Here is a 22,872-nt window from a genome sequence, read left to right as displayed (position 1 = left end):
ACCCCTCGTGACGCCTATCATGATCGCTGCCCTCGGATTGCTGATGGTCGGCACCGCGTTCCTGTCGGGGCTGTTCGGCATGGCGGGCGGGCTGATCCTGATCGGCGTGCTGCTCGCGCTGATGCCGCTGCCGACCGCGATGGTGCTGCATGCGATTACACAGATGGCCTCGAACGGCTGGCGCGCCTTGCTCTGGCGGGCGCATATCCGTTGGCGGCCGGTCGCGAACTATCTGGTCGGATGCGCTATCGCGCTCGCAGCCTGGTCGCTCACGCGCTATGTGCCGGACAAGCCAATGGCGCTGCTGCTGCTCGGCATCACGCCGTTCATGGCGCGACTGCTGCCGGCGAACATCAAGCCCGATCCGGACCGCCTCTGGCAGGGCACCATCTATGGCACGATCTGCATGGGCTTGATGCTGATGACCGGCGTCTCCGGTCCGCTGCTCGACACTTTCTTCCTCGGCGGCGACTTCGGCCGGCGCGAGAAGGTCGCGACCAAGGCGATGTGCCAGCTCGTCAGCCACTTCACCAAGCTGATCTATTTCGGCGGCGTCATCGACCAGGCCGCCACGCTCGATCCGGTGCTGGCGGGCGTCGCGATCGCAGCCTCGATGCTCGGCACGACGCTGGCGCGGCGCCTGCTCGAAGCGATGACCGACCAGCAGTTCATCGCCTGGTCGAACAAGCTGATCACCACCATCGCCTGCTATTACATCGCCTATGGCGGCTGGCTCCTGCTTCGTATCCCGGTGCTGGCTGCCTTCGGCAAGGGAGGTTTGCAATGAGCGAGACCGCCGATCCACTGGTGCTGGATTTCGTCGAATGGATTGCGCGCGAGCCGCGCGCCTATGCCGAGGTGATCGCGACCTGGAAGACCTCGTGTCCGCGCCTCACCATCTGGGAAGACGCCGCCGATCGTGGACTTGTCGCGCGCGAGACGCGGCCCGGAATCGGGCTGACCATCGCGGTCACGCAGGATGGTGCGAAGTTCCTGCGCGCAAACGGGCGCTGACTTCACGCGGCCGTCATTGCCGGAACCATTGACTTGAACCGCGCTCGGCGCGAGGTTCATGCAATCGCATGTTCTTGCGAGCGCAACTCTTCAGCCCGGGATATCCAGCCATGATCGACCTGCATTATTGGTCCACGCCGAACGGCCACAAGGTCACGATGTTCCTCGAAGAGACCGGGCTCAAATACAAGGTCATCCCGGTCAACATCGGCAAAGGCGAGCAGTTCACACCGGAGTTTCTCGCCGTCGCGCCCAACAACCGCATTCCCGCGATCGTCGACGACGAACCGAAGGGCGGTACCAAGCCGCTGTCGCTTTTCGAGTCCGGCGCGATCCTGCTTTATCTCGCCGAGAAGACCGGCCAGTTTCTCCCGACCGATTTCTACGCGCATTACGACGTCATCCAGTGGACGTTCTGGCAGATGGGCGGGCTCGGCCCGATGGCCGGCCAGAACCACCATTTTCGCAACTACGCGCAGGAGAAGATTCCCTACGCGATCGATCGCTACGTCAACGAGACCAACCGCCTCTATGGTGTGCTCAACAAGCGTCTCGCCGATCGCGAATTCGTCGCCGGCGCGTATTCGATCGCCGACATGGCGTCCTATCCCTGGGTGGTCGGCCACGCCAACCAGGGCCAGAACATTGACGACTTCCCGCATCTGAAGCGCTGGTTAGAGGCCATCCGCGCCCGTCCCGCCACCGAGCGTGCGTATGCGCTAGCGAAAGAGGTCAATCCGAACTTCGGCAAGCCCGCGATCCGCACCGACGAGGAGCGCAAGATCCTGTTCGGGCAGACCGCGTCGGTGGTGCGGTAGGGCTCTCTCCACATCAACATTGCGAGCGCAAGCGAAGCAATCCAGAATGTCTCTGCGGCGGCAGACCGGATTGCTTCGCCGCGCTCGCAATCACGGAACACCATTCATGTCGCTCAAACTCTACGAACTCGTCGGCACCGACGCCGCGCGCCCCTTCAGCCCGTATTGCTGGCGGACGCGGATGGCGCTTGCGCACAAGGGGCTGTCGGCGGAATCGCTGCCGTGGCGCTTCACCGAGAAGAGCGCGATCGCGCCGCACGACTCGGAGAAGGTTCCGGTGCTGCTGCATCATGACAGGCCGGTGGTCGATTCCTGGGCGATCGCGAACTATCTCGAAGATAATTTCCCGGACCGCCCGTCGCTGTTCGGCGGCGAGGGCGGCCGCGCCATGGCGCGCATGCTCAATGCCTGGGGCGACATCGCGATCGTCGGCGGCATCTTTCCGCTGATCATCGCCGACATCCCGAAAAATCTCGCCGAAGTCGATGCCGCCTATTTCCGCAAATCGCGCGAGGCGCGTTTTGGCGGCAAGCCGCTGGAAGAGATCATGGCGAGCCGCGATACCGGCGTGATCGCATTCCGCAAATCGCTCGAGGTGATGCGCCAGACGTTGAAGAAGCAGCCCTTCATCGGCGGCGACGCGCCGAACTATGCCGACTACATCGTGTTCGGCGGCTTCCAATGGTCGCGCGTGGTCAGCCCGTTCAAGCTGCTGGAGGCGGATGACCCGGTTTATGCGTGGCGGGAAAAGCTGCTGGATGCGTTCGACGGCATGGCTCGGAAGTCGCCGGGGTTTGCGGTGTAGCCCCCGCGTCGTCCCGGCGAAGGCCGGGACCCATACCGCGTGATCCATCGGTCGTGATCGGTATTAGTATCGAACGACGGGTCTTCGCCAAACTTCTCCCTGGGGTTATGGGTCCCGGCCTGCGCCGGGACGACACTGAATATGTTGCGCGTGCTCGCGCTCCGCCGCCGCCTCGCGCAAACACGCCCGGCACAGGCAATCCTCGCCTTTTACCGGCATCGGCAGTCTTGCAGTCTCCTCCGCGCACCAGCAGTCGCCCGAGAGGTCGCAGCCGAATTCGGTGCCGCAGCGGGAGCAGGCGAGGCGGCGCGGTTCCGGCAATGGAAATTCTTTCGGAATTGTCATGATTTGCGCAAAAGCCTGGCCGTCATTTTCATGTCGGGTTCATCTCCCGCCGCGGTATATTAAGCGCTGCGCACAGACTTAGGGAAGCGGTTGGCAACGCGCGGAGGACAAATTGATGGCCCGCGATTCGCAAGCCGCCCTCGTTGCGCTGAATCGATTCGGCTTCGGCGCCCGTGGCGGGGCATCCGGCGATCTCATCAATGCGGCTTCCGATCCGCGTGGTTTCGTCAAGGCGGAGCTGGCCCGCCCCTATGGCGTGCTGCTGGAGGCCCCGGGCCTGCAATCGACGCCGCAGCTTGGGCAGGCCGTGTTCGCCTATCAGGACCAGGTCAAGCAGGCGCGCGAGGCTGCTGCCAAGGCCGGCACGCCGCCTGAATCGCCGCCGCAGGCGCCGGCCGATCAGAAGCTGCGCCGCAATCTCTCGCTGAACACGGTCGCGACCGAGATCGCCGCCGGCCAGATGGCCGAGGCCAAACCTGCCGACAGCAAGTCGGCCGATAATGCGATGAAGCCGGACACGATGCAGCCGAGTGCCGCCGTACCGCCTGCCGCCAAGCCGTCGCCGCAGCCGCTCAACGTCATCCAGAAAACCTATCGCGCGGAAGCGCTGGCACGCCTGCAGCGCGCGACGCTGGTCGATTGCGGCTTCACCGAGCGGCTCGTCGTGTTCTGGTCGAATCATTTCTGCATCTCCGCGAGTAAGGGCGAGCTGGCGCGGATGTGGGCCGGTGCATTCGAGCGCGAGGCGATCCGCCCGCACGTGCTCGGGCGCTTCGCCGACATGCTGAAGGCCGTCGAGCAGCATCCGGCAATGCTGTTCTTTCTCGACAACCAGCAATCGCTCGGACCGGACTCGCGCGCCGGGCAAAACCGCAAGCGCGGGCTCAACGAAAATCTCGCGCGCGAGATCATGGAGCTGCATACGCTCGGCGTCGGCGGCGGCTACACCCAGGAAGACGTCACCTCGCTCGCGCGCATCATCACCGGCTGGACCTTTGCAGGCCGGCAGGGCCAGCTCGGGGTGCCCGGCTCCTTCGTGTTCAACACCAATGCGCACCAGCCGGGGCCGCAAATGCTGCTCGGCAAGACCTATGAGGCGACGGGGCTATCACAGGGCGAGGCCGCGCTCGCCGACATCGCGCGCCATCCCTCGACGGCGAATTTCGTCGCCACCAAATTCGTCCGTCATTTCGTTGCCGACGATCCGCCGCCGGCTTTGGTTGCGCGTTTGCGCGACGTCTTCATCAAGACCGACGGCGATCTCAAGGCGCTCGCAACGGCGCTGGTCGATTCCGACGAAGCCTGGCAAGCGCCGCTGACAAAAATGCGTTCGCCCTATGATTTCGTGATCGCGAGCGGGCGGCTGCTCGCGCGCGTGCCGGAGGATCCCGGCGGCACTCTCAACAATCTGAATCTGCTCGGCCAACCGCTGTGGACACCGGCTGGGCCGAATGGTTTTCCCGACACCAGCGCGGCGTGGGCCGCGCCCGAGGGCATGAAGCTCCGGCTCGACATCGCCTCGCAGATGGGCGCGCGGCTCGGCAACAATATCGATCCGCACGACCTGCTGGAATTCGCCGCAGCCGATGCGGCCTCGGTCGAAACACGACGAACCATCGAGCGTGCGGAATCGCGCCAGCAAGCGCTGGCGCTGCTGTTGATGTCGCCGGAAATGCAGAGGAGATGATGATGATCGACTGCGTCGAAAACCGGCTCCTCACCTCGCGCCGCGGCCTCCTGCTCGGCGGCGCCTCCTTCGCGGCCTGGGCGTATTTGCCGAAATTCGCGCGCGCCGCGGACGGGCGCGATCCGCGGCTGGTCGTGGTGATCCTGCGCGGTGCGCTCGACGGGCTCTCGACTGTCGCGCCGGTCGGCGATCCCGATTACGCCGGCCTGCACGGTTCGATCGCGCTCACGTCGGATGGCGCGCACCCCGCCATCATGCTCGACTCATTCTTCGCGCTGCATCCGGCGATGCCTGAATTCGCGCGCATGTATCGCGCGACGCACGCCGCGGTGATTCATGCGGTGGCCACGCCCTATCGCGACCGTTCGCATTTCGACGGCCAGGACGTGCTCGAAAGCGGCTATGCCGGCCCGGGCCGGGTGCAGTCCGGCTGGCTCAACCGTGCGCTGGAAGCGCTACCGCGCGGCGAGCGCGTGTCGAGCGCGCTCGCGGTCGGTCCGACCACGCCGCTGGTGCTGCGCGGCAATGCGCCGACCGTCGGCTGGGCGCCGGTCGCGCTGCCGCAGGCCGACGACGACACCGCGATGCGGCTGGTCGAGCTCTATCGCCACCGCGATCCCACGCTGGCTGCGGCGCTGTCGCAGGGACTCCAGCTCGAAAAGGCGGCATCCGGCGACGACATGAAGCCAAAGCCCGGCAACCAGGTCGCGCAGATGCGGCAGGTGGCGCGCGGCGCCGCAAAGCTGATGGCGGCCGACGACGGCCCGCGCATCGCCGCACTCGCATTCGACGGCTGGGACACCCACGCCAATGAAGGCGGCCCTGTGGGGCGTCTTGCGTTCCTGCTCGGCGGGCTCGACGGCGCGCTCGCCGAATTCGAGAGCGGCTTGGGTGATCGTTGGCGCGAAACTGTAGTGGTCGTCGCCACCGAATTCGGCCGCACCGCGCGCATCAACGGCACCGACGGCACCGACCACGGCACCGGCACCATCGCGCTGCTCGCCGGCGGCGCGGTGAAGGGCGGCCGCGTTATCTCCGACTGGCCCGGCCTCAAGCTAGCCAACCTCTTTGAGGGCCGCGACCTCAAGCCCACCACCGACCTCCGCTCCGTGATCAAGAGTGTGCTGCAATCCCAGTTCGGCCTCAGCGATCGCGTGCTGGCCGAGACGGTGTTCCCGGATAGCGCCAGCGCACGGCCGATGAAGGGGCTGGTGGCGTAAGCCGACATTCCGGGCCCGCGCCTTGCGGCGCATCCCGGAATGACGACATGATCGGCGGAGCATCAGGAGAGACCACCCATGTACATCGCCATGAACCGCTTCCGCGTCACCAAGGGCTCCGAGGCCGCCTTCGAGCAGGTCTGGTTGTCGCGCGACACTCATCTGGACAAGGTGCCGGGCTTTGTCGAATTCCATCTGCTGCGCGGGCCCGAGCTCGAGGATCACACGCTGTATGCCTCGCACACCGTCTGGGCCAACCACGCGGCGTTCGAGGCCTGGACCCAGTCGGAGGCGTTTCGTGCGGCGCATCAGCGGGCCGGCGACAACAAGCCGCTGTATCTCGGCCATCCCCAGTTCGAAGGCTTCGAGGTGATGCAGACAGTGGGACGCGGCGCGAAATAACGCGCCGCGCTGCTAACGTCAGCCTTTGGTGATCTTGTCGATCTCGGCGAGATCCTCCGCGCCGAGCTTCCACGCGATCGCCTTGACGTTCTCCTCGATCTGCTCGACGCGGGTCGCGCCGGCGATCACGCTCGACACTTGCGGACGCGCGGCGAGCCATGAGAAGGCGAGCTCGAGCATCGAGTGCCCGCGCGCTTTCGCAAAACCTTGCAGCTTTTCGACGATGTCCTCGTTTCGCGGCGTGACGTAGCGGTCGCGCAGCGCCGGCGCCTTGCCAAAGCGCGTGTCGGCAGGCGCGGCTGCGCCGCGCTGGTACTTGCCGGTGAGCAGTCCGCTCGCGAGCGGGAAGAACGGAAGCAGGCCGAGCTTGTACTCCTGCGCTGCGGGCAGCATATCCTTCTCGATGTCGCGCACCACCAGGCTGTATTCGTCCTGGGCCGAGACGAAGCGGCTGACGTTCATCGCACGCGCGGTGAACTCGGCCTCCGCGATGCGCCAGGCCGGGAAGTTGGAATGGCCGATGTAGCGGATCTTGCCCTGGCGAACGAGATCGTCGAGCGCCCGCAGCGTCTCTTCCATCGGCGTCAGCGGGTCGTAATCGTGCTGCTGGTAGAGATCGATGTAGTCGGTCTTGAGCCGCGTCAGGCTGGCCTCGACCGCGTTCATGATGTAGCCGCGCGAGGCGCCCTGCTTGGTGCCGTCGCTCGCCATCGGCTTTGAATATTTGGTGGCGAGCACGATGTCCTTGCGGCGATCGCCGAGCACGGCGCCGAGCACCGTCTCCGAGCCGCCCATCCCTGCATAGATGTCGGCGGTGTCGAACAGCGTGATGCCGAGATCGATCGCGCGGTGGATCACCTTGCGCGAGGTCTCCAGATCGGTGCGCTGGCCGAAATTGTTGCAGCCGAGCCCGACGGCAGAGACGCGCAGGCCGGAGCCGCCGAGATTACGAATTTCCATGGGAGATCCTGTCAGGAGAAAGCAGGGGCCCATTGTGACCGCCGTGCGCCGCACCGGCAAGCAGTCCACCGCGTTGCTGCCATGCTGAAAGGAACTGCGGACAAAAAAATGCGGCCCCTGTCAGACGCGGCGACTGACGGGGACCGCTTGGGGCGTTTGATCGGTGACGGGGAGCCTGATCAGACGCAGGCGCAACCTAGGCCTGGAGTGTTACGCGCCGGTGACAGGAAAAGTTATCCACAGGCAGCATGATCCGGAAAAGTGCGCAGCGGTTTTCCGAAAAGATCATGCTCGAAAAACAGCCCGCAGCGGCATCAGAAGATCTTGCGATAGACGATGAACCCTGAACGCTCCGCGACCTTGTCGTACAGGCTCTGCGCCGTGACATTGGTCTCATGCGTCTGCCAGTAGACGCGCGGCGAGCCTGCGAGCTTCGCGCGCTCATAGACACCGTCGATCAGCGCCGAGGCGACGCCCTTGCCGCGAGAGGACTCCAGCGTGAACAGATCCTGCAAGTAACACGACGGCTCGATCGCGGTGGTGCTGCGATGAAACAGATAATGCGTCAGCCCGAGCAGGCGGCCGTCACTTTCGGCGACCAGCGCATGCACCGGCTCGTACGCATCGAAGAAGCGTTGCCAGGTCACGCGTGTGATCTCGCCCGCCAGCGCGGTCGGGCCGGAGCGGCCGTAGAAGGCGTTGTAGCCGTCCCACAGCGGCAGCCATTGATCGTAGTCCTGCCGGGTGACGGAGCGAATGGTGAGCGACATCTGAAAATTCCACGATCCATGAAGCGTCCTTCATACGCGACGCGCGGCGTGTTGATCAATCGTGCTGTCGTGTTTACTCCGCGACCCGCAGATAGCGGATCAATTTGCGCCCCGTGGGATCGCGCAGCGAGCGGTAGTAGTCGGCGCGCGCGGGCGCATCGGTGTGGCGCACGAGGTCGGTCACCGGCGTATAGCTCAGCATGCGGCCGCCGTCAGGCAGCGCAGTGCAGACGAAGCGAAGCACCTCCCCATTGCGCAGGCCGATGTTGATCGGCGTCGCGTCGCCGATCCGCACCATCTCCATGCGCTGCGCGATGAAGACGCCCAATTCGTCCTCCGGCAATTCGAACGCGCCGGTGTCGCGGCCGTGATACATCAGCGCGATGAAGGGCGGCTTGTCGTCGGCCTTTTCGTCCGGCAGCGCAAAATAATCGCGGAATGCGCGGTTGATGAATTCGGCGCGGGTATCGGCATCGAGCAGCACGATGCCGATATTGACCTGGTCGAGCGCGGCCGACAGCCGCGCGGCGGTGGCGTGGTTGTGCCGCTCGGCGGCGAAGGCACCGATCAGGCGCTCGCGCATCAGGCCGGTGATGGCAGCCGTGGCGACCGTCGTGAGCGCCAGCAGACCGAACTGCACGAGATCAGCGGGTGCAAAGCCGGTGCGGTGACCGAGCGAGAGCAGCGCTGCGCCGATCAAAGCGATGGCGGCACTGCCAAGCGCGGATGCAAAGCCCGAGAGCGAACCGGCAAGGGCGACGATGCAGACGAACAGCGGCGCAAGCGAGAGAGCGGGAGCATGACGGTCGAGCAGGATCGCCAGCAGTGCAATTGCTGCCGTGAGCACGGGACCGGAAATGGCACGCCATCCGAATCGCATGGCCCTGTCTCGCTACTCCCTGAACGAGTTAAGAGCGCAAGACTGACCGATGGTTGCCTGATCGTGCTGTGATTTCGCGCGCGGTGCTTAAGGCGTGCTTGGGGCCGGGCGCAAAGTTTTCGAATGATTTTAGGCCAAATCAACCGGCGTCACGCGGCGTTGCGGACGAGATGCATGGGGGCATTCAGCGTCGATGTGCCGACGGACTTGCGTGTGCCGGTCAGGATCAACAGCGATGCCGCGACCAGGATGGCCGCGGTCAGGGTTATAGCAACGAGTACCACCGGTGACTTCATGGATGTCCTGATGACTATCTTGCCGTATGCCGGTCGGCGCGGGTGCTCACAGGGCGCCGAGAAGGCTGGTCCAGGATGGAGACGGCGATCAGACGGGCAGACCCATGGCCATGGTCGCCTTGGTCGACAGCACCGTCAGGGTGACGATCAGACACAGCGACAGCGCTGCGATGGCGAGCGAGGCCGCCACCGCGTGGGTCAACCGAGAGGAGGCGGCAATAACGGATCGGCCCTGAAAGCCGACCGTGCCGGACGCCCGAATCATGATCTAAATCCTTCAACGTGCGAGCGAATCACCCGCCACGCCGAACAACCTCACAATTTCAACCGGCAATATTGGGGCGGCTATGACGCCAAAAATGGCGGGATTGCGGCAAAGGTTAACGCTATGCCCGCTATTTCTTAACGCCGGGGGCCTTCAGGCGCCCGCCGCGATGCTGGCGGGGTCGTCGATGTCGGCCGGCCGCCAGTCCATCGCCACGAAACCGGGGGCCGCTTCGACGCGCTTCAGCCAGTTCTGGATCGCCGGGAAGGGCGAGAGGTCGAAGTCGCAGCGCTCGGCGAGATGGGTGTAGCCGTAGAGCGCGATGTCGGCGACCGTGAGCTGGCGGGCGGCGAAGTAGGCGTTGGTCTTGAGGTGGTTCTCCATCACCTGGAGCGCGCCATAGCCGCGCTCCATCCAGTCTTCCAGCGCGTGGGTCTGGAGGTCGCGGCCGCCCTTCACCAGCGACAGCCAGAAATAGGCGGCGCCGATATTCGGCTCGAGCGCGTGCTGCTCGAAGAACATCCATTGCAGCGCGTCGGCGCGGTCGATGCGGTTCTCGGGCGCGAGCGGCGTGCCCACCGCGACGTACCAGAGGATCGCGTTGGACTCGGCGAGGAAGCGGTCGGCGCCGACCTCGAGCAACGGCACCTGGCCGGACGGATTCTTCGCCAGGAAGTCCGGCGTGCGGCTCTCGCCGCGCAAAATGTCCACCTCCACTGCTTCGTAAGGCAAGTTCAACAGTGCCAGCGCAAGGCGAACCTTGTAGCTGTTGCCGGAGCGTTGCATCGAATAGAGCTTGTACATTCTGGGAGTTCGATTCCGAGGACGGGATGAGCGCGGCGCTTGTTGCCCCGCAACGCGGCTAAACAATGATGCCGATGCGAATCCGCCGCAAGGGCCGGGCCATAGAAAAACTCGAAAACCCTACCGCGCTGCAACGTCGCGGAAGATCGTGTTCGTGCGACGCTGCAAATCAGATCACGCTTGCGTCACCATGCGAACGCGTCACCTTGCAACGTCAGCCGGCCGTCCGTTTCGCGACGCTCCGAAGGCGCAAAATTGCTCCGAGGACATGCCTTGCCGGATATGAGCGATTTGAACGGCAAAGTTGCGGAAAATTGCGGGAAATCGCGTCTGGAAACGCTCAAATCCGTAAACTTTTTCGAGATCGGGCCGAAGTTTCTTGCGGTGCAGCGGCACACGTTTTAGGGTGGCTCATTCCCACAATCAGAGTCGTGATTACCCATGGGTTCACGATGCTTGTCAGGAGATGACGATGCCCTTTCTTGCCGCTGCGCTCGACCGTGTGAAGCCGTCCGCGACCATCGCGGTCACGGATAAAGCACGCGCGCTCAAAGCGGCGGGCCGCAACGTCATCGGCCTCGGCGCCGGCGAGCCCGACTTCGACACGCCCGCCAACATCAAGCTGGCGGCGATCCACGCCATCGAATCCGGCAAGACCAAGTACACCGCGGTCGACGGCATTCCCGAGCTGAAGGAAGCGATCATCGCGAAGTTTCAGCGCGAGAACGGCGTCGTCTACAAGCCGAACCAGGTGATCGTCGGCACCGGCGGCAAGCAGGTGCTCTACAACGCGTTGATGGCGACCATCAATCCAGGCGACGAGGTGATCATCCCCGCGCCCTACTGGGTCAGCTATCCCGAGATGGTGGCGCTCGCCGGCGGCGAGCCGGTGCCGGTGGTCTGCACCGCTGCGACCGGCTTCAAGCTCCAGGCCGAAGCGCTCGAGCGCGCGATCACGCCGAAGACCAAATGGGTGATCCTGTGCTCGCCGTCGAACCCGACGGGAGCTGCCTATACGCGCGCCGAGCTGAAGGTGCTCACCGACGTGCTGGTCCGCCATCCTCACGTCTGGGTGATGACCGACGACATGTACGAGCACCTCGTCTATGACGACTTCCAGTTCACCACCGTGGCGCAGGTCGAGCCGAAACTCTACGACCGCACGCTCACCGTGAACGGCGTGTCGAAGGCCTATTGCATGACCGGCTGGCGCATCGGCTATGCCGGCGGCCCGGCGCAGCTCATCAAGGCGATGTCGACCATCCAGTCGCAGTCGACCTCGAACCCGTCCTCGATCTCGCAATGGGCGGCGGTCGAGGCGCTGAACGGTCCGCAGGATTTCATCCCCGCCAACAACAAGGTGTTCAAGGAGCGCCGCGACCTCGTCGTCTCCATGCTGAACCAGGCGAACGGCATCGAGTGTCCGCGGCCCGAGGGCGCGTTCTACGTCTATCCGTCCTGCGCCGGCACGATCGGCAAGAAAGCGCCGTCGGGGAACGTGATCAGCAATGACGAGCAGTTCGTCACCGAGCTCCTGGAGACCGAGGGCGTTGCCGTCGTGCAGGGTTCGGCCTTCGGCCTCGGCCCGGCGTTCCGCATCTCCTACGCGACCAAGACCTCGGATCTCGAAGACGCCTGCAATCGCATCCAGCGCTTCTGCGGCAATCTGCGATAAGCCTGCGGTAATGATGTGACATGAAAGGGCCCGCTTGCTGCGGGCTCTTTTTTCTTTAAGCCTGCGTGATCTGGCACCGACCGGACTCTTGTGGCATAGAACTCCCGCGTGGCATCTACCGCGCCCTCCAATGCTCGCATCACATTCATCGCCGGAGACAATTCATGCGTCGCTCACTCCTTCTCGCCGGGCTCACCGCAGCCAGCCTCGTTGCCTCCGTCGCGGGCGCCAGCGCGCAGTCGCGGATGGTGCAGGTGGGCGTGCTCGAATGCCGCGGCGGTGCCAGCGTTGGCTTCATCGTGGGCTCCGTCACCAATCTCGGCTGCGTGCTCCGCGTCGATGGTTTGCCGGATGACCGCTACGTCGCGACGATCCGCAAGGTCGGTCTCGACCTCGGCATCACCGAGGAGACGGCACTTGCCTGGGGCGTGTTCGCGCCGGTGAACCGGCTCGGACCGGGCGACCTCTCCGGCAACTACGCGGGCGCGCAGGGCAGCGCCTCGGTCGGCGTCGGCCTCGGCGGCAACGTGCTGGTCGGCGGCTCCAACAATTCGATCGCACTCCAACCGCTCAGCGTGCAGGGCCAAGTCGGTCTCAATGTCGCGGCCGGCCTCGAAAGCCTGGAACTCCGTCCGGGCCGTTAACAATTTTACGTGTGATCGCGCCGTTCCATCGGCGCGATCACACGACGCACCGCAGCGACGTTTGACGCTTGCCAAATCCTGGGGACGGGCAGAGCATCTGCGCTTGCCGACCCAATCATGGGCCGAGCTCCACACCAAGGAGGCGGCGAAATGGGACAAGACGTCAGAAGTCCCCGAGGTCCACGGTGCATTGCGCTGGTGGGCCCTTTCCAAAGCGGTAAAACCACACTTCTCGAAGCGATCCTGGCGCGAACGGGCGCAATCCCCCGCGCAGGCAGCGTCGATGCCGGAACTTCTGTCGGCGACGCCAGTGCCGAAGCCCGTCATCACAAGATGACTGTTGGCCTCACTGCTGCCACCACGAGTTTCATGGGCGACAGCTACACCTTCCTGGATTGTCCCGGTTCCGTCGAGTTCGCCCACGACATGCGCGCCGCACTTCCCGCGGTCGACGCTGCCGTCGTGGTCTGCGAGGCCGACGAAAAGAAGCTGCCGCAGCTTCAGATCATCCTGCGCGAGCTGGAGGAACTGAAGATCCCGCGCTTTCTGTTCCTCAACAAGATCGATCGCGCCAACAAGCGCATCCGTGAGACGCTCGCGACGCTTCAGCCGGCCTCGCGCGTGCCGCTGGTGCTGCGCCAGATTCCGATCTGGAAGAACGAGCTGATCGAAGGCTTCGTCGATCTCGCGCTGGAGCGCGCCTTCATCTATCGCGAGCACAAGGCCTCCGAAGTGGTCGCGCTCGAAGGCGGCGATCTCGACCGCGAGAAGGAGGCCCGCTTCTCGATGCTGGAGAAGCTCGCCGACCATGACGACGCGCTGATGGAGCAGTTGCTCGAAGACATTCAGCCGCCGCGCGATGCCGTGTTCGACGATCTCGCCCGTGAATTGCGCGAAGGTCAGATCTGCCCTGTGTTGTTAGGCGCGGCTGCGCGCGAAAATGGCGTGCTGCGCTTGATGAAGGCGCTGCGCCACGAGGCGCCGGGCATCGCGGAGACCGCAAAACGTCTCGGCACGCCCGAGAGCAAGGATGCGCTCGGCTTCGTCTTCAAGACGCTGCATTCGCAGCACGGCGGAAAGCTGTCGCTGACGCGGCTGCTCGCCGGCCACCTCGAGGACGGCGCCACGTTGCAATCGTCCTCCGGCGGAGCAAGCCGCATCTCCGGCATCCTCGCCGTCAACGGCGCCTACGAGACCAAGCGTGCCTCGGCTGAAGCCGGCGACACGGTGGCGCTCGCCAAGCTTGATCCGGTCAACACCGGCGACACGGTCTCGAGCGGCAAGACCCAGCCGGCCGCGTTGGCCGCTCTCGAGCCGACGCCGCCGGTGCTCGCGATTTCGGTTGCGGCCACCGACCGCAAGGACGACGTCAAGCTCGGCCAGGCGCTGGCGCGGCTGCACGAGGAGGATCCCTCACTCGTCGTCGTGCAGAACGCCCAGACCCACGACACTGTGCTGTGGGGCCAGGGCGAGATGCATCTTCGCGTCGCCAGCGAGCGGCTGCGCGACCGCTTCGGCGTCAAGATCACGTCGCATCCGCCCGCGATCGGCTACCAGGAGACGATCCGCAAGCAGATCATCCAGCGCGGCCGCCACAAGAAGCAATCCGGCGGCCACGGCCAGTTCGGCGACGTCGTGCTCGACATCAAGCCGCTGCCGCGCGGCGAGGGGTTCAAGTTCGCCGAAAAGGTCGTCGGCGGCGCGGTGCCGCGCAACTACATCGGAGCGGTCGAAGAGGGCGTCGTCGACGGGCTCGGGCGCGGCCCGCTCGGCTTCCCCGTGACCGATCTGCAGGTGACGCTGACCGACGGCTCCTATCACAGCGTCGATTCCTCCGACCTTGCCTTCCGCACGGCGGCGCGGGTCGGGCTCAACGAAGGCCTGCCGCTATGCCAGTCGGTGCTGCTGGAGCCGATCCACGTGGTCGAGATCGTCTGTCCGACCGATGCCACCGCCAAGATCAACGCGATCCTGTCGGCGCGGCGCGGCCAGATCCTCGGCTTCGACACCCGCGATGGCTGGAGCGGCTGGGACTGCGTCCGCGCCATGATGCCGGAAGCGGAGATCGGCGAGCTCATCGTCGAGCTGCGCTCGGCTACCGCCGGCGCCGGCAGCTTCACCCGTCAGTTCGACCACATGGCCGAGGTGACCGGACGCGCCGCCGACCAGATCATCGCCGCGCATCAGCACGCTGCGTGAGCAGACACGCGCGGTAAAGGACGCATCGCTCGCTCACCCCCTCTCCCCGTTCTTTACGGGGAGAGGGGGTGGTGAGGGGCTGTCTCCGCGAGTGCACGGTGAAAGTTGAACTCCCGCGGCCTCCTCCTCTCCGTCATTGTGAGGAGATCTTGGCGAGGAGTTCTTGCGACGAAGCAATCCAGACTGCTTCCTCGGAGGAGTCTGGAGTGCTTCGCTGTGCTCACAATGACCATGTGGACGCGGATTTGCGTCAAGCCAATGTAAGGATTCGCAGAAGCTTCCCCTGACTTGGATCGTGCTTGCGTTTGCCTTGAAATGATGTATTTTACATCATTGTATATGTATGATATATCATTTATAGGATCTGATACGTGAGGCCAAGGTGATCACCTCGTTCCAGATGCGGGCAGCCCGTGCGCTGCTCGGCATTGACCAGAAAACCCTGGCCGAGCTCGCTGGCGTTTCGCTGCCGACCATCCAGCGGATGGAAGCCAGCACCGGCAACGTTCGCGGCGTGGTCGAGACCTTGATCAAGGTGGTCGATGCGTTTGATCGGGCCGGCGTCGAGTTGATCGGCGAACAGGCGCGCAGCGAAAGCGGAGGACGTGGCGTTCGCCTGAGGGAGCCCGGGCCGCCGCGTCGGATCGGAGCGTGATCTCGCCATGATCATGCTCGCAAGCGGGCTGAGCTAACGCACCGTCGCGCCGAGACCGCGGCCGCACGATGCATCGGAGCATTGTGGGGCATGAGCATCACGGGCGAACACGCGGGCAAGCTGCACCAGCTTCGTCAGCCAACCTTTACCGAACTGTATCTGCCGAAGCTCGTGACCGTGTGGCGCGAGGGTTATGGCCTTTCGGATTTCCAGGCCGACGTATTCGCAGGCCTCACCGTTGCGATTGTCGCGCTGCCGCTGTCGATGGCGATCGCGATCGCCTCGGGCGTGACGCCAGATCGCGGCCTCTACACCGCCGTGGTCGGCGGCTTCATTGCGTCGCTGCTCGGCGGCAGCCGGTTCCAGATCGGCGGACCGGCCGGCGCCTTCATTGTGCTGGTGGCGGCGACCGCCGACCGTCACGGCGTCGACGGCGTGATCCTCGCCACCCTGATGGCGGGGCTGTTCCTGGTCGCCGCCGGCTTCCTGCGCGTCGGCACCTACATCAAGTTCATTCCCTATCCGGTGACGGTCGGCTTCACCGCCGGCATCGCCGTGATCATCTTCGCAAGCCAGCTCCGCGATCTCGGCGGGATCACGCTGGCCTCGAAGGAGCCGAGCGAATTCGTCGCGAAACTCGTCGCGCTGGCCGGGGGTCTACACACGGTCAATCCGTCCGCCGTCGCCATCGCAATGGCCAGCATCGCCATCATCGCCGGCTTGCGGCGCTGGCGGCCGTCCTGGCCGGGCATCCTGATCGCGGTCGTGCTCGCGGCGGTGGTGAGCTCCTTGCTGTCGCTGCCGGTTGAAACGATCGGCAGCCGCTTCGGCGGAATTCCGCGCGAATTGCCGTCGCCGGCGCTGCCTGCGTTCTCGCTGGCGAAGGCGCAAGCGGTGCTGCCCGATGCAATCGCGTTCGCACTGCTCGCCGCGATCGAATCGCTACTGTCGGCGGTGGTGGCCGACGGCATGACAGGACGGCGTCACCGCTCCAATTGCGAGTTGGTCGCGCAAGGCGTTGCCAATATCGGCTCGGCATTGTTCGGCGGCATCTGCGTCACCGGCCTGATCGCGCGCACCGCCACCAATATCCGCGCGGGCGCGCGAGGGCCGCTCGCGGGCATGCTGCATTCGGTGTTCCTGCTGCTGTTCATGCTGATCGCGGCACCCCTCGCCAGCTACATCCCGCTCGCCGCGCTCGCCGCCGTGCTCGTTGTGGTGGCCTGGACCATGGCGGAGAAGCACGAATTTGCCACGCTGCTGCGCTCCTCATGGGGCGACGCCATCGTGCTGCTTGCAACCTTCCTGCTCACGATCTTCCGCGATCTGACCGAAGGCATTCTGGTCGGCTTCGCGCTCGGCGCGGTACTGTTCATCCATCGCATGGCGGAGATGACCGGGATCGAGGAGCGCTCGCCCCTGGTGGCCACCGATCGCCCCGATGACGGCAATGGCGAGCGCGTTCGCTACGATCCCAGCCTCGCGGTCGATGCTGACGTGCTGGTCTATCGCATCACGGGCGCGTTCTTCTTCGGCGCCGCGTCCGCGATCGGAGGCGTGCTCGACGGCATCGCCGACAGCCGCAAGGGTTTTGTCGTCGATTTTGCCGCGGTGCCATTCCTGGATTCGACGGCGGCGAACGTGCTCGGCCGCGTCGCCGCCAAGGCTCACCGCCAGGGCATCAGGCTGTTCATCACCGGGGCGTCGCCCGCGGTCCGCCGCGCGCTGTTGACCCATGGCGTGACGCCGCCGCGCGCACGCTATCGCGCGACGATCGCGCGCGCCGTCGCCGATATCAAGGGCGGCGCGGCTCTGCCAGCTGCCGATGGTGCCGCGGCAAAGGAGCGGCACCCGCGCGCTTGACAGCGCCGGCTGGACGCGAAATGGATCGCCTCCCACATTCCTTAAGGGAAGGATGACCGTGACCAAGGCTCCCGCGGCCTGTCTGATCGGATGGCCGGCAGCGCATTCGCGCTCGCCGCTGATCCATCATTATTGGCTGCGCACGCTCGGGATCGCAGGCGGCTATGTCATCGAGGCGGTCCCGCCGGATGATCTCCGCGACTTCGTGCTGCGGCTGTCGCTGCGCGGTTTTGTCGGCGCCAACGTCACCATCCCGCACAAGGAGGGCGTGCTGGCGCTGTCCGCGCCCGATGCGCGCGCAAAGGCCGTCGGCGCCGCCAACACGCTCTGGTTCGCGGACGGCGAGCTGCGCTCGACCAACACCGACGTCGAGGGCTTCATCAACAATCTCGATGCCAGCGCGCCCGGCTGGGATGACTCCGGAGAGGCGCTGGTGCTCGGCGCCGGGGGCTCCTCGCGCGCGGTCGTGTTCGGCCTGCTCGAACGCGGTTTTGGCCGCGTCCATCTCGCCAACCGCACGCCTGCGCGGGCCGCGGCGCTGGCAAAGCAGTTCGGGCCAAATGTGCATCCGCTTTCCTGGGACGGGATCGATGAGGTCTTGCCGCGGGCAAAACTTCTCGTGAACACGACCTCGCTCGGGATGCACGGCCAGCCCCCGCTCGAGGTCGATGTGGCAGGCCTGCCGCAGGCGGCCGTCGTCGCCGACCTCGTCTATGTCCCGCTGGTGACGCCGCTGCTGGCCGCAGCCAAGGCGCGCGGGCTGAAGACCGCCGACGGGCTCGGCATGCTCTTGCACCAGGCCGTGCGAGGCTTCGAGCTGTGGTTCGGCCGGAGGCCGGAGGTGACTGCAGAGCTGCGCGCGCTGGTCGAGGCCGATCTCACAAAGACTTGAGCGAATAGCGCGCGGTCTTCGGAGTTCTATGTTCGTAGGGACAATCTGGAGACCGTCATGCCTGTTCAACGTGCCACTTTCACACGCCCAATTCTTGCCGTCGCGATGGTGGCGATCTCGACCTTCGCGGCCTTCGCGCAGAAGGCGCCGGTGCCGACCCGCGTGCGCGGAACCGTCGAGAGCGTCGAGGGCGACACGATGCTGGTCAAGTCGCGCAGCGGTGAAGACGTCAAGCTCCACATCGCAACTGACGTGCGCGTGGCCGGCGTCACCAAGATTTCTCTCACCGACATCAAGGTCGGCTCTTTCGTCGGCGCCACCACCGTGCCGGGACCGGACGGTGGCGAGAACGCTGTCGAGGTGCACGTGTTTCCGGAGAGCATGCGCGGCACTGGCGAGGGCTCGCGGCCCTACGATTTGAAACCCAACTCCAGCATGACCAATGCGACGGTGTCAGAGAGCGTGGTCGGCAATGACGGCCATACCTTGCTCGTGAAGTACAAGGAGGGCGAGAAGAAGGTGTTCGTCTCCGATATGACACCGGTAGTGACCTTCGTGCCCGGCGACAAATCCGACCTGAAGGCCGGCGCCAGGATCGTCGCCTTCATGAAGCAATTGCCGGACGGCTCGTTCGAGACCAACCGTGTCAGCGTCGGCCGTGACGGCCTGACCCCGCCGATGTGATCAGGAAGTCACGGAATAGAGGCGGTCGCACGGGGTTTGCGTGTGATCGCCGCAACACGTCTGGAGAGACCCATGCCGAAACAGAGCAACTGGATGCCACGCGCCGTCGTGGCTGCCTTCGCCACCATTATCGCGGTTTCGTCCGTCTCGGCGCAGCAGACGCCGACGGTCCGTATCCGCGGCACCATCGAGAGCGTCGACGGCAACACGCTCGGCATCAAGACCCGCGAGGGCAGCGACGTGAAGGTGAACATGACCGACAACGTCGCCGTCTTCGCCGTCGTCAAGACATCGCTCGCGGAGATCAAGGAAGGCTCCTACATCGGCGTCACCGCCATGCCCGAGCCCGACGGCACGCAGAAGGCGATTGCCGTGCACATCTTCCCGGAGAACCAGCGCGGCGCGGCCGAAGGCTTCCGTCCCTGGGATGCCCGCGCCAATTCGACCATGACCAACGCCACTGTGGCGCAGACGGTGAAAGGCACCGACGGCCAGAACATCACGGTCAAATACAAGGACGGCGAGAAGAAAGTCGTGGTGCCGCCGGAGACCCCGATCGTCACCTTCGTCGCCAGCGACAAGTCCGAGATCAAGCCGGGTGCCAAGCTGATCATCTTCGGTGCAACGAAGAAGGAAGACGGCTCGCTGGAAGCCAACCGGGTCAATGTCGGCCGGGATGGTGTGACACCGCCGATGTGAGGCTTGGTGTCGTCCCGGCGAAGGCCGGGACCCATACCGCGTGATCTATCGCTGGGTGCAGCTATCAGTACCGCGGAAGACTGAACAACCAGTCTTCGCCAAACCACTCCATGTGGTTACGGGTCCCGGCCTTCGCCGGGACGACTGCGGAGTTTGTAGCGACGGCTTTCGTTGGCTACCGCCCTACGGCACCGCAATGATGTGATCGTCGATCTCCTCGACCCTGTTGACGCCGCACAGGCCCATGGTCGTGAGCAGTTCTTTCTGGATGATGTCGATCGCCTTGGCGACGCCGGCCTGGCCGCCGGCACCGAGCCCGTAAGCATAAGCGCGGCCGATCATGCAGGACTTTGCGCCGAGCGCGAGCGCGCGCATCACGTCCTGGCCGGAGCGGATGCCGCCGTCGAACATGATCTCCATCTTGGAGCCGACCGCGTCCGCAATCTCCGGCAGCACTTCGATCGAGGACGGTGCGCCGTCGAGTTGACGACCGCCATGGTTCGACACCACCAGCGCCTGTGCGCCGGTCTTGGCGGCTTCTTCGGCATCCTCGACGTCCAGAATACCCTTGATGATGAGCTTGCCCGGCCAGATGCTCCGGATCCACGCGACATCCTTCCAGCTCAGCGAGGTGTCGAACTGCGACGCGGTCCATTCGGCGAGGCGATTGAGGTCCTCGGTGTTCTTCACGTGGCCGGCAATGTTGCCGAAGGTGCGGCGCTTGCCGCGCAGCACGCCGGAGACCCAGGCCGGCTTGGTCGCGAAATCCAGGAATTTCGACAGCGTCCATTCGGGCGGGATCGTCATGCCGTTCTTGATGTCGGCATGGCGCTGTCCGATCACCTGGAGATCGACGGTGAGCACCAGTGCGCTGCATTTCGCGGCGATCGCGCGCTGCACCAGTTCCTTGATGAAGCCGCGGTCCTTCATCACGTAGAGCTGGAACCAGAACGGCTTCTCGACATTGGCGGCGATGTCCTCGATCGAGCAGATCGACATCGTCGATTGCGTGAACGGGATGCCGGCTGCTTGCGCGGCGCGGCAGGCGTAGATCTCGCCGTCGCCATGCTGCATGCCGAGGAGGCCAACCGGCGCCAGGATCAGCGGCATGGTCGAGGGCTCGCCGAGGATCGTGGTCGCGGTGTCGCGCTTGGAGACGTCGACCAGGATGCGCTGGCGGAACTTGATGTCCTGGAGATCGTCGCGGTTGGCGCGCAGCGTTTCCTCGGCATAGGAGCCGCGGTCGCAATAATCGAAGAACGCCTTCGGCACGCGGCGCTTATGCAGTGTGCGAAGGTCGTCGATACAGGTGATGTGCTTCATGAACGTTTCCCGGCCCGTCTTGCATCGGAAGTCTTGCATCGGAAGGTTTAGGGGTCATCTAGCATGGTTGGATGCACAGCCAAATCGTTTGCGAGAGGGCGCCATGACCAAGCCGCACGTCGGACCGACGCCGGAAGAAATCAAGGAGAAGCGTGACCTCGAGGAAGCGCTGGAAGAGGGCCTGGAAGAGACCTTTCCGGGCTCCGATCCCGTCAACGTCACCCAGCCGGCGCCGAGCCGCGGGGACCGCCACGTCAAGCGCACGGACTAGCAGGCGGGTTCCGGCCCGAACCGGCCCTTCACTGGGAAATATAATATTAACAATAAGTTACAGGGGCGAAGGCGACCCCGGTTCCGTAATGATTCATCATATTTTTTGAAGCCAAGTTAGCCGCGAAGGCTTTATAAAGACCCCAGCGTAATCAGGGATGGCGGAGCCGCACAAGGCATCCGCTAGTTGTATAGTGGGGAGCCCTGGTTGTTGCGTGGGGGACGATATGAGCCGCAAATATTTTGGGACGGACGGGATTCGGGGCCGCGCCAACGGACTGATCACGCCGGAGCTCGCGCTCAAGGTCGGTCAGGCCGCAGGCCTTGCGTTCCAGCGCGGTGAGCACCGCCACCGGGTCGTGATCGGCAAGGACACCCGCCTGTCCGGCTACATGATCGAATACGCGATGGTCGCGGGCTTCACCTCGGTCGGCATGGACGTGCTGCTGGTCGGCCCGATGCCGACGCCGGCGGTCGCGATGCTGACCAAGTCGATGCGCGCCGATCTCGGCGTGATGATCTCGGCCTCGCACAATCTGTTCGAGGACAATGGCATCAAGCTGTTCGGCCCGCAGGGCTTCAAGCTTTCCGATGACGTCGAGAAGCAGATCGAGCAGTTGCTCGACGAGCCCATCGACAAGCGTCTCGCACAAAGCGCGAGCCTCGGCCGCGCCCGCCGTATCGACGGCGTCCATGACCGTTACATCGAATTCGCCAAGCGTACGCTGCCGCGCGATCTCTCGCTCGACGGCCTGCGTGTCGTGGTCGATTGCGCCAATGGCGCGGCCTACAAGGTGGTGCCGGAAGCGCTGTGGGAATTGGGCGCCGACGTGATCCCGATCGGCGTCGACCCCGACGGTTTCAACATCAACAAGGAATGCGGCTCGACCTCGCCGGAGGCGCTGGCCAGGAAGGTGCGCGAGATGCGCGCCGATATCGGCATTGCGCTCGACGGCGACGCCGACCGCGTCATTCTGGTCGACGAGCGCGGCCACCTCGTCGACGGCGACCAGCTGCTCGCGGTGATCGCGCAGAGCTGGAAGGAAGACGGGCGGCTGTCGCGTCCCGGCATCGTCGCCACCGTGATGTCCAATCTCGGGCTCGAGCGTTTCCTGAAAGGGCAGGGGCTCGATCTCGTGCGCACGCCGGTCGGCGATCGTTACGTGCTCGAGCAGATGCTGAACGGCGGCTACAATCTCGGCGGCGAGCAGTCCGGCCACATCATCCTGTCCGACTATGCCACCACCGGCGACGGCTTTGTTGCGGCCTTGCAGGTGCTGGCGGTGGTGCAGCGGCTGCGCCGGCCCGTGTCCGAGGTCTGCCATCGCTTCGATCCGCTGCCGCAGATCCTCAAGAACGTCCGCCACAAGGGCGGCAAGCCGCTCGACGATTCCGACGTCAAGTCGGCGATCTCCGATGGCGAGAAGCGGCTCAACGGCCATGGCCGCCTGCTGATCCGCGCCTCCGGCACCGAGCCCGTGATCCGCGTCATGGCCGAAGGCGAAGACCGCATCCTGGTCGAGGATGTCGTCGACACCATCGTGTCGGCGCTGGGACAAGCCGCGGCCTGAGCTTGCAGCCATCCTTCGAGACGCCCGCCTTTGGCGGGCCCTCAGGATGAGGTCTTTCTGCTCGGCGAAATCCTAAGCCCTCATGGTGAGGAGCGCGCCCTAAGCGGGCGTCTCCGGACGGTGCTCTGCAT

Annotated in this window: 25 protein-coding genes; 17 read left to right on the top strand and 8 right to left on the bottom strand. The window is 64.8% G+C overall.

Translation table 11 applies throughout. The annotated features are described in order from the left end of the window. Nucleotides 1–7 precede the first annotated feature (7 nt). The 4 genes from ACPPVR_RS37160 to ACPPVR_RS37145 all read left to right on the top strand — a co-directional run bounded on the left by ACPPVR_RS37160 (nucleotide 8) and on the right by ACPPVR_RS37145 (nucleotide 2,637). Nucleotides 8–787 carry a TSUP family transporter gene (locus tag ACPPVR_RS37160; protein WP_426611452.1) on the top strand — a complete coding sequence of 260 codons (780 nt, stop codon included), beginning with the start codon at nucleotides 8–10 and terminating at the stop codon, nucleotides 785–787. Beyond that, nucleotides 784–1,014, top strand: coding sequence for a hypothetical protein (locus tag ACPPVR_RS37155; protein ID WP_426611451.1), 231 nt, complete (start codon nucleotides 784–786; stop codon nucleotides 1,012–1,014). The genes ACPPVR_RS37160 and ACPPVR_RS37155 overlap by 4 nt, the downstream gene beginning before the upstream one ends. 110 nt (nucleotides 1,015–1,124) lie before the next feature. After that, nucleotides 1,125–1,832, top strand: a complete 708-nt coding sequence (locus ACPPVR_RS37150; protein ID WP_426611450.1) for a glutathione S-transferase N-terminal domain-containing protein — start codon at nucleotides 1,125–1,127, stop codon at nucleotides 1,830–1,832. A 106-nt stretch (nucleotides 1,833–1,938) separates the two neighbouring features. Beyond that, complete coding sequence (locus tag ACPPVR_RS37145; RefSeq protein ID WP_426611449.1) at nucleotides 1,939–2,637, top strand: glutathione S-transferase family protein; 699 nt, start codon at nucleotides 1,939–1,941, stop codon at nucleotides 2,635–2,637. Between the two features lie 105 nt (nucleotides 2,638–2,742). Here ACPPVR_RS37145 and ACPPVR_RS37140 read toward each other — a convergent pair whose 3' ends face one another. Next, complete coding sequence (locus ACPPVR_RS37140) at nucleotides 2,743–2,982, bottom strand: cysteine-rich CWC family protein (protein ID WP_426611448.1); 240 nt, start codon at nucleotides 2,980–2,982, stop codon at nucleotides 2,743–2,745. A gap of 115 nt (nucleotides 2,983–3,097) precedes the next feature. Here ACPPVR_RS37140 and ACPPVR_RS37135 point away from each other — a divergent pair, with 115 nt between their 5' ends. The 3 genes from ACPPVR_RS37135 (at nucleotide 3,098) to ACPPVR_RS37125 (ending at nucleotide 6,291) form a co-directional block, all read left to right on the top strand. Continuing rightward, nucleotides 3,098–4,669, top strand: a complete 1,572-nt coding sequence (locus ACPPVR_RS37135) for a DUF1800 domain-containing protein (RefSeq protein ID WP_426611447.1) — start codon at nucleotides 3,098–3,100, stop codon at nucleotides 4,667–4,669. Nucleotides 4,670–4,671: 2 nt separating this feature from the next. Beyond that, nucleotides 4,672–5,889, top strand: coding sequence for a DUF1501 domain-containing protein (locus tag ACPPVR_RS37130; protein WP_426611446.1), 1,218 nt, complete (start codon nucleotides 4,672–4,674; stop codon nucleotides 5,887–5,889). A 78-nt stretch (nucleotides 5,890–5,967) separates the two neighbouring features. Next, entirely contained in the window at nucleotides 5,968–6,291 is a 324-nt protein-coding gene (locus tag ACPPVR_RS37125; protein WP_426611445.1) for an antibiotic biosynthesis monooxygenase family protein, read from the top strand. Between the two features lie 18 nt (nucleotides 6,292–6,309). On the opposite strand, the gene ACPPVR_RS37120 is transcribed toward ACPPVR_RS37125, so the two are convergent. The 6 genes from ACPPVR_RS37120 to ACPPVR_RS37095 all read right to left on the bottom strand — a co-directional run bounded on the left by ACPPVR_RS37120 (nucleotide 6,310) and on the right by ACPPVR_RS37095 (nucleotide 10,266). Beyond that, the gene (locus ACPPVR_RS37120; protein WP_426611444.1) at nucleotides 6,310–7,251 is read right to left on the bottom strand and encodes an aldo/keto reductase; all 942 of its coding nucleotides are present in this window, start codon (nucleotides 7,249–7,251) and stop codon (nucleotides 6,310–6,312) included. A gap of 314 nt (nucleotides 7,252–7,565) precedes the next feature. Continuing rightward, complete coding sequence (locus tag ACPPVR_RS37115; protein ID WP_426611443.1) at nucleotides 7,566–8,021, bottom strand: N-acetyltransferase family protein; 456 nt, start codon at nucleotides 8,019–8,021, stop codon at nucleotides 7,566–7,568. Between the two features lie 73 nt (nucleotides 8,022–8,094). Next, nucleotides 8,095–8,901, bottom strand: a complete 807-nt coding sequence (locus ACPPVR_RS37110; RefSeq protein ID WP_426611442.1) for a PAS-domain containing protein — start codon at nucleotides 8,899–8,901, stop codon at nucleotides 8,095–8,097. Nucleotides 8,902–9,050: 149 nt separating this feature from the next. Then, nucleotides 9,051–9,197: a hypothetical protein gene (locus ACPPVR_RS37105; protein WP_426611441.1), complete on the bottom strand. Its 147-nt coding sequence runs from the start codon at nucleotides 9,195–9,197 to the stop codon at nucleotides 9,051–9,053. Nucleotides 9,198–9,285: 88 nt separating this feature from the next. After that, nucleotides 9,286–9,462, bottom strand: a complete 177-nt coding sequence (locus tag ACPPVR_RS37100) for a hypothetical protein (RefSeq protein WP_426611440.1) — start codon at nucleotides 9,460–9,462, stop codon at nucleotides 9,286–9,288. 153 nt (nucleotides 9,463–9,615) lie between these two features. After that, complete coding sequence (locus ACPPVR_RS37095; RefSeq protein ID WP_426611439.1) at nucleotides 9,616–10,266, bottom strand: glutathione S-transferase family protein; 651 nt, start codon at nucleotides 10,264–10,266, stop codon at nucleotides 9,616–9,618. Between the two features lie 472 nt (nucleotides 10,267–10,738). On the opposite strand from ACPPVR_RS37095, the gene ACPPVR_RS37090 reads away from it, so the two are divergent. The 8 genes from ACPPVR_RS37090 to ACPPVR_RS37055 all read left to right on the top strand — a co-directional run bounded on the left by ACPPVR_RS37090 (nucleotide 10,739) and on the right by ACPPVR_RS37055 (nucleotide 19,577). After that, nucleotides 10,739–11,941 carry a pyridoxal phosphate-dependent aminotransferase gene (locus ACPPVR_RS37090; RefSeq protein WP_426611438.1) on the top strand — a complete coding sequence of 401 codons (1,203 nt, stop codon included), beginning with the start codon at nucleotides 10,739–10,741 and terminating at the stop codon, nucleotides 11,939–11,941. 164 nt (nucleotides 11,942–12,105) lie between these two features. Next, nucleotides 12,106–12,585 (top strand): DUF992 domain-containing protein, encoded by a 480-nt coding sequence (locus ACPPVR_RS37085; RefSeq protein WP_426611437.1) that lies wholly within the window; start codon nucleotides 12,106–12,108, stop codon nucleotides 12,583–12,585. A 150-nt stretch (nucleotides 12,586–12,735) separates the two neighbouring features. Next, nucleotides 12,736–14,784, top strand: a complete 2,049-nt coding sequence (locus ACPPVR_RS37080; RefSeq protein ID WP_426611436.1) for an elongation factor G — start codon at nucleotides 12,736–12,738, stop codon at nucleotides 14,782–14,784. Between the two features lie 382 nt (nucleotides 14,785–15,166). After that, nucleotides 15,167–15,439 (top strand): helix-turn-helix domain-containing protein, encoded by a 273-nt coding sequence (locus tag ACPPVR_RS37075; protein WP_426611435.1) that lies wholly within the window; start codon nucleotides 15,167–15,169, stop codon nucleotides 15,437–15,439. Between the two features lie 90 nt (nucleotides 15,440–15,529). Continuing rightward, a complete protein-coding gene (locus ACPPVR_RS37070) occupies nucleotides 15,530–17,302 on the top strand; it encodes a SulP family inorganic anion transporter (RefSeq protein WP_426611434.1) in 1,773 nt (590 codons plus the stop codon). A gap of 52 nt (nucleotides 17,303–17,354) precedes the next feature. Then, nucleotides 17,355–18,194 carry a shikimate dehydrogenase gene (locus ACPPVR_RS37065; RefSeq protein WP_426611433.1) on the top strand — a complete coding sequence of 280 codons (840 nt, stop codon included), beginning with the start codon at nucleotides 17,355–17,357 and terminating at the stop codon, nucleotides 18,192–18,194. A gap of 57 nt (nucleotides 18,195–18,251) precedes the next feature. Then, nucleotides 18,252–18,878, top strand: coding sequence for a hypothetical protein (locus ACPPVR_RS37060; RefSeq protein WP_426611432.1), 627 nt, complete (start codon nucleotides 18,252–18,254; stop codon nucleotides 18,876–18,878). A 93-nt stretch (nucleotides 18,879–18,971) separates the two neighbouring features. Further along, nucleotides 18,972–19,577 carry a hypothetical protein gene (locus ACPPVR_RS37055; RefSeq protein WP_426616260.1) on the top strand — a complete coding sequence of 202 codons (606 nt, stop codon included), beginning with the start codon at nucleotides 18,972–18,974 and terminating at the stop codon, nucleotides 19,575–19,577. A gap of 183 nt (nucleotides 19,578–19,760) precedes the next feature. Here ACPPVR_RS37055 and ACPPVR_RS37050 read toward each other — a convergent pair whose 3' ends face one another. Then, on the bottom strand, nucleotides 19,761–20,900 hold the full coding sequence (locus ACPPVR_RS37050; RefSeq protein ID WP_426611431.1) for an alpha-hydroxy acid oxidase: 1,140 nt from the start codon (nucleotides 20,898–20,900) through the stop codon (nucleotides 19,761–19,763). 103 nt (nucleotides 20,901–21,003) lie between these two features. Here ACPPVR_RS37050 and ACPPVR_RS37045 point away from each other — a divergent pair, with 103 nt between their 5' ends. Together ACPPVR_RS37045 and glmM are read left to right on the top strand one after the other, a co-directional pair. Continuing rightward, on the top strand, nucleotides 21,004–21,171 hold the full coding sequence (locus tag ACPPVR_RS37045) for a hypothetical protein (protein WP_426611430.1): 168 nt from the start codon (nucleotides 21,004–21,006) through the stop codon (nucleotides 21,169–21,171). A 226-nt stretch (nucleotides 21,172–21,397) separates the two neighbouring features. After that, on the top strand, nucleotides 21,398–22,741 hold the full coding sequence (gene glmM / locus ACPPVR_RS37040; protein ID WP_426611429.1) for a phosphoglucosamine mutase: 1,344 nt from the start codon (nucleotides 21,398–21,400) through the stop codon (nucleotides 22,739–22,741). Nucleotides 22,742–22,872 lie beyond the last annotated feature (131 nt).

The organism is Bradyrhizobium sp. McL0616, from assembly GCF_049993385.1.
GTDB lineage: Bacteria > Pseudomonadota > Alphaproteobacteria > Rhizobiales > Xanthobacteraceae > Bradyrhizobium.
The sequence above is the reverse complement of the archived record's forward strand: the minus strand, read 5'-3'. Positions and strand labels throughout refer to the sequence as shown.

Bases quoted from the DNA above. Each gene is read 5' to 3' on its own strand.
- ACPPVR_RS37060 (WP_426611432.1), top strand. From the start codon at position 18,252: ATGCCTGTTCAACGTGCCACTTTCACACGCCCAATTCTTGCCGTCGCG.
- ACPPVR_RS37055 (WP_426616260.1), top strand. From the start codon at position 18,972: ATGCCACGCGCCGTCGTGGCTGCCTTCGCCACCATTATCGCGGTTTCG.
- ACPPVR_RS37120 (WP_426611444.1), bottom strand. From the start codon at position 7,251: ATGGAAATTCGTAATCTCGGCGGCTCCGGCCTGCGCGTCTCTGCCGTC.
- ACPPVR_RS37070 (WP_426611434.1), top strand. From the start codon at position 15,530: ATGAGCATCACGGGCGAACACGCGGGCAAGCTGCACCAGCTTCGTCAG.
- ACPPVR_RS37130 (WP_426611446.1), top strand. From the start codon at position 4,672: ATGATCGACTGCGTCGAAAACCGGCTCCTCACCTCGCGCCGCGGCCTC.
- ACPPVR_RS37080 (WP_426611436.1), top strand. From the start codon at position 12,736: ATGGGACAAGACGTCAGAAGTCCCCGAGGTCCACGGTGCATTGCGCTG.
- ACPPVR_RS37065 (WP_426611433.1), top strand. From the start codon at position 17,355: ATGACCGTGACCAAGGCTCCCGCGGCCTGTCTGATCGGATGGCCGGCA.
- ACPPVR_RS37125 (WP_426611445.1), top strand. From the start codon at position 5,968: ATGTACATCGCCATGAACCGCTTCCGCGTCACCAAGGGCTCCGAGGCC.
- ACPPVR_RS37050 (WP_426611431.1), bottom strand. From the start codon at position 20,900: ATGAAGCACATCACCTGTATCGACGACCTTCGCACACTGCATAAGCGC.
- ACPPVR_RS37105 (WP_426611441.1), bottom strand. From the start codon at position 9,197: ATGAAGTCACCGGTGGTACTCGTTGCTATAACCCTGACCGCGGCCATC.
- ACPPVR_RS37085 (WP_426611437.1), top strand. From the start codon at position 12,106: ATGCGTCGCTCACTCCTTCTCGCCGGGCTCACCGCAGCCAGCCTCGTT.
- ACPPVR_RS37155 (WP_426611451.1), top strand. From the start codon at position 784: ATGAGCGAGACCGCCGATCCACTGGTGCTGGATTTCGTCGAATGGATT.
- glmM (WP_426611429.1), top strand. From the start codon at position 21,398: ATGAGCCGCAAATATTTTGGGACGGACGGGATTCGGGGCCGCGCCAAC.
- ACPPVR_RS37145 (WP_426611449.1), top strand. From the start codon at position 1,939: ATGTCGCTCAAACTCTACGAACTCGTCGGCACCGACGCCGCGCGCCCC.
- ACPPVR_RS37110 (WP_426611442.1), bottom strand. From the start codon at position 8,901: ATGCGATTCGGATGGCGTGCCATTTCCGGTCCCGTGCTCACGGCAGCA.
- ACPPVR_RS37135 (WP_426611447.1), top strand. From the start codon at position 3,098: ATGGCCCGCGATTCGCAAGCCGCCCTCGTTGCGCTGAATCGATTCGGC.
- ACPPVR_RS37045 (WP_426611430.1), top strand. From the start codon at position 21,004: ATGACCAAGCCGCACGTCGGACCGACGCCGGAAGAAATCAAGGAGAAG.
- ACPPVR_RS37090 (WP_426611438.1), top strand. From the start codon at position 10,739: ATGCCCTTTCTTGCCGCTGCGCTCGACCGTGTGAAGCCGTCCGCGACC.
- ACPPVR_RS37095 (WP_426611439.1), bottom strand. From the start codon at position 10,266: ATGTACAAGCTCTATTCGATGCAACGCTCCGGCAACAGCTACAAGGTT.
- ACPPVR_RS37115 (WP_426611443.1), bottom strand. From the start codon at position 8,021: ATGTCGCTCACCATTCGCTCCGTCACCCGGCAGGACTACGATCAATGG.
- ACPPVR_RS37150 (WP_426611450.1), top strand. From the start codon at position 1,125: ATGATCGACCTGCATTATTGGTCCACGCCGAACGGCCACAAGGTCACG.
- ACPPVR_RS37140 (WP_426611448.1), bottom strand. From the start codon at position 2,982: ATGACAATTCCGAAAGAATTTCCATTGCCGGAACCGCGCCGCCTCGCC.
- ACPPVR_RS37100 (WP_426611440.1), bottom strand. From the start codon at position 9,462: ATGATTCGGGCGTCCGGCACGGTCGGCTTTCAGGGCCGATCCGTTATT.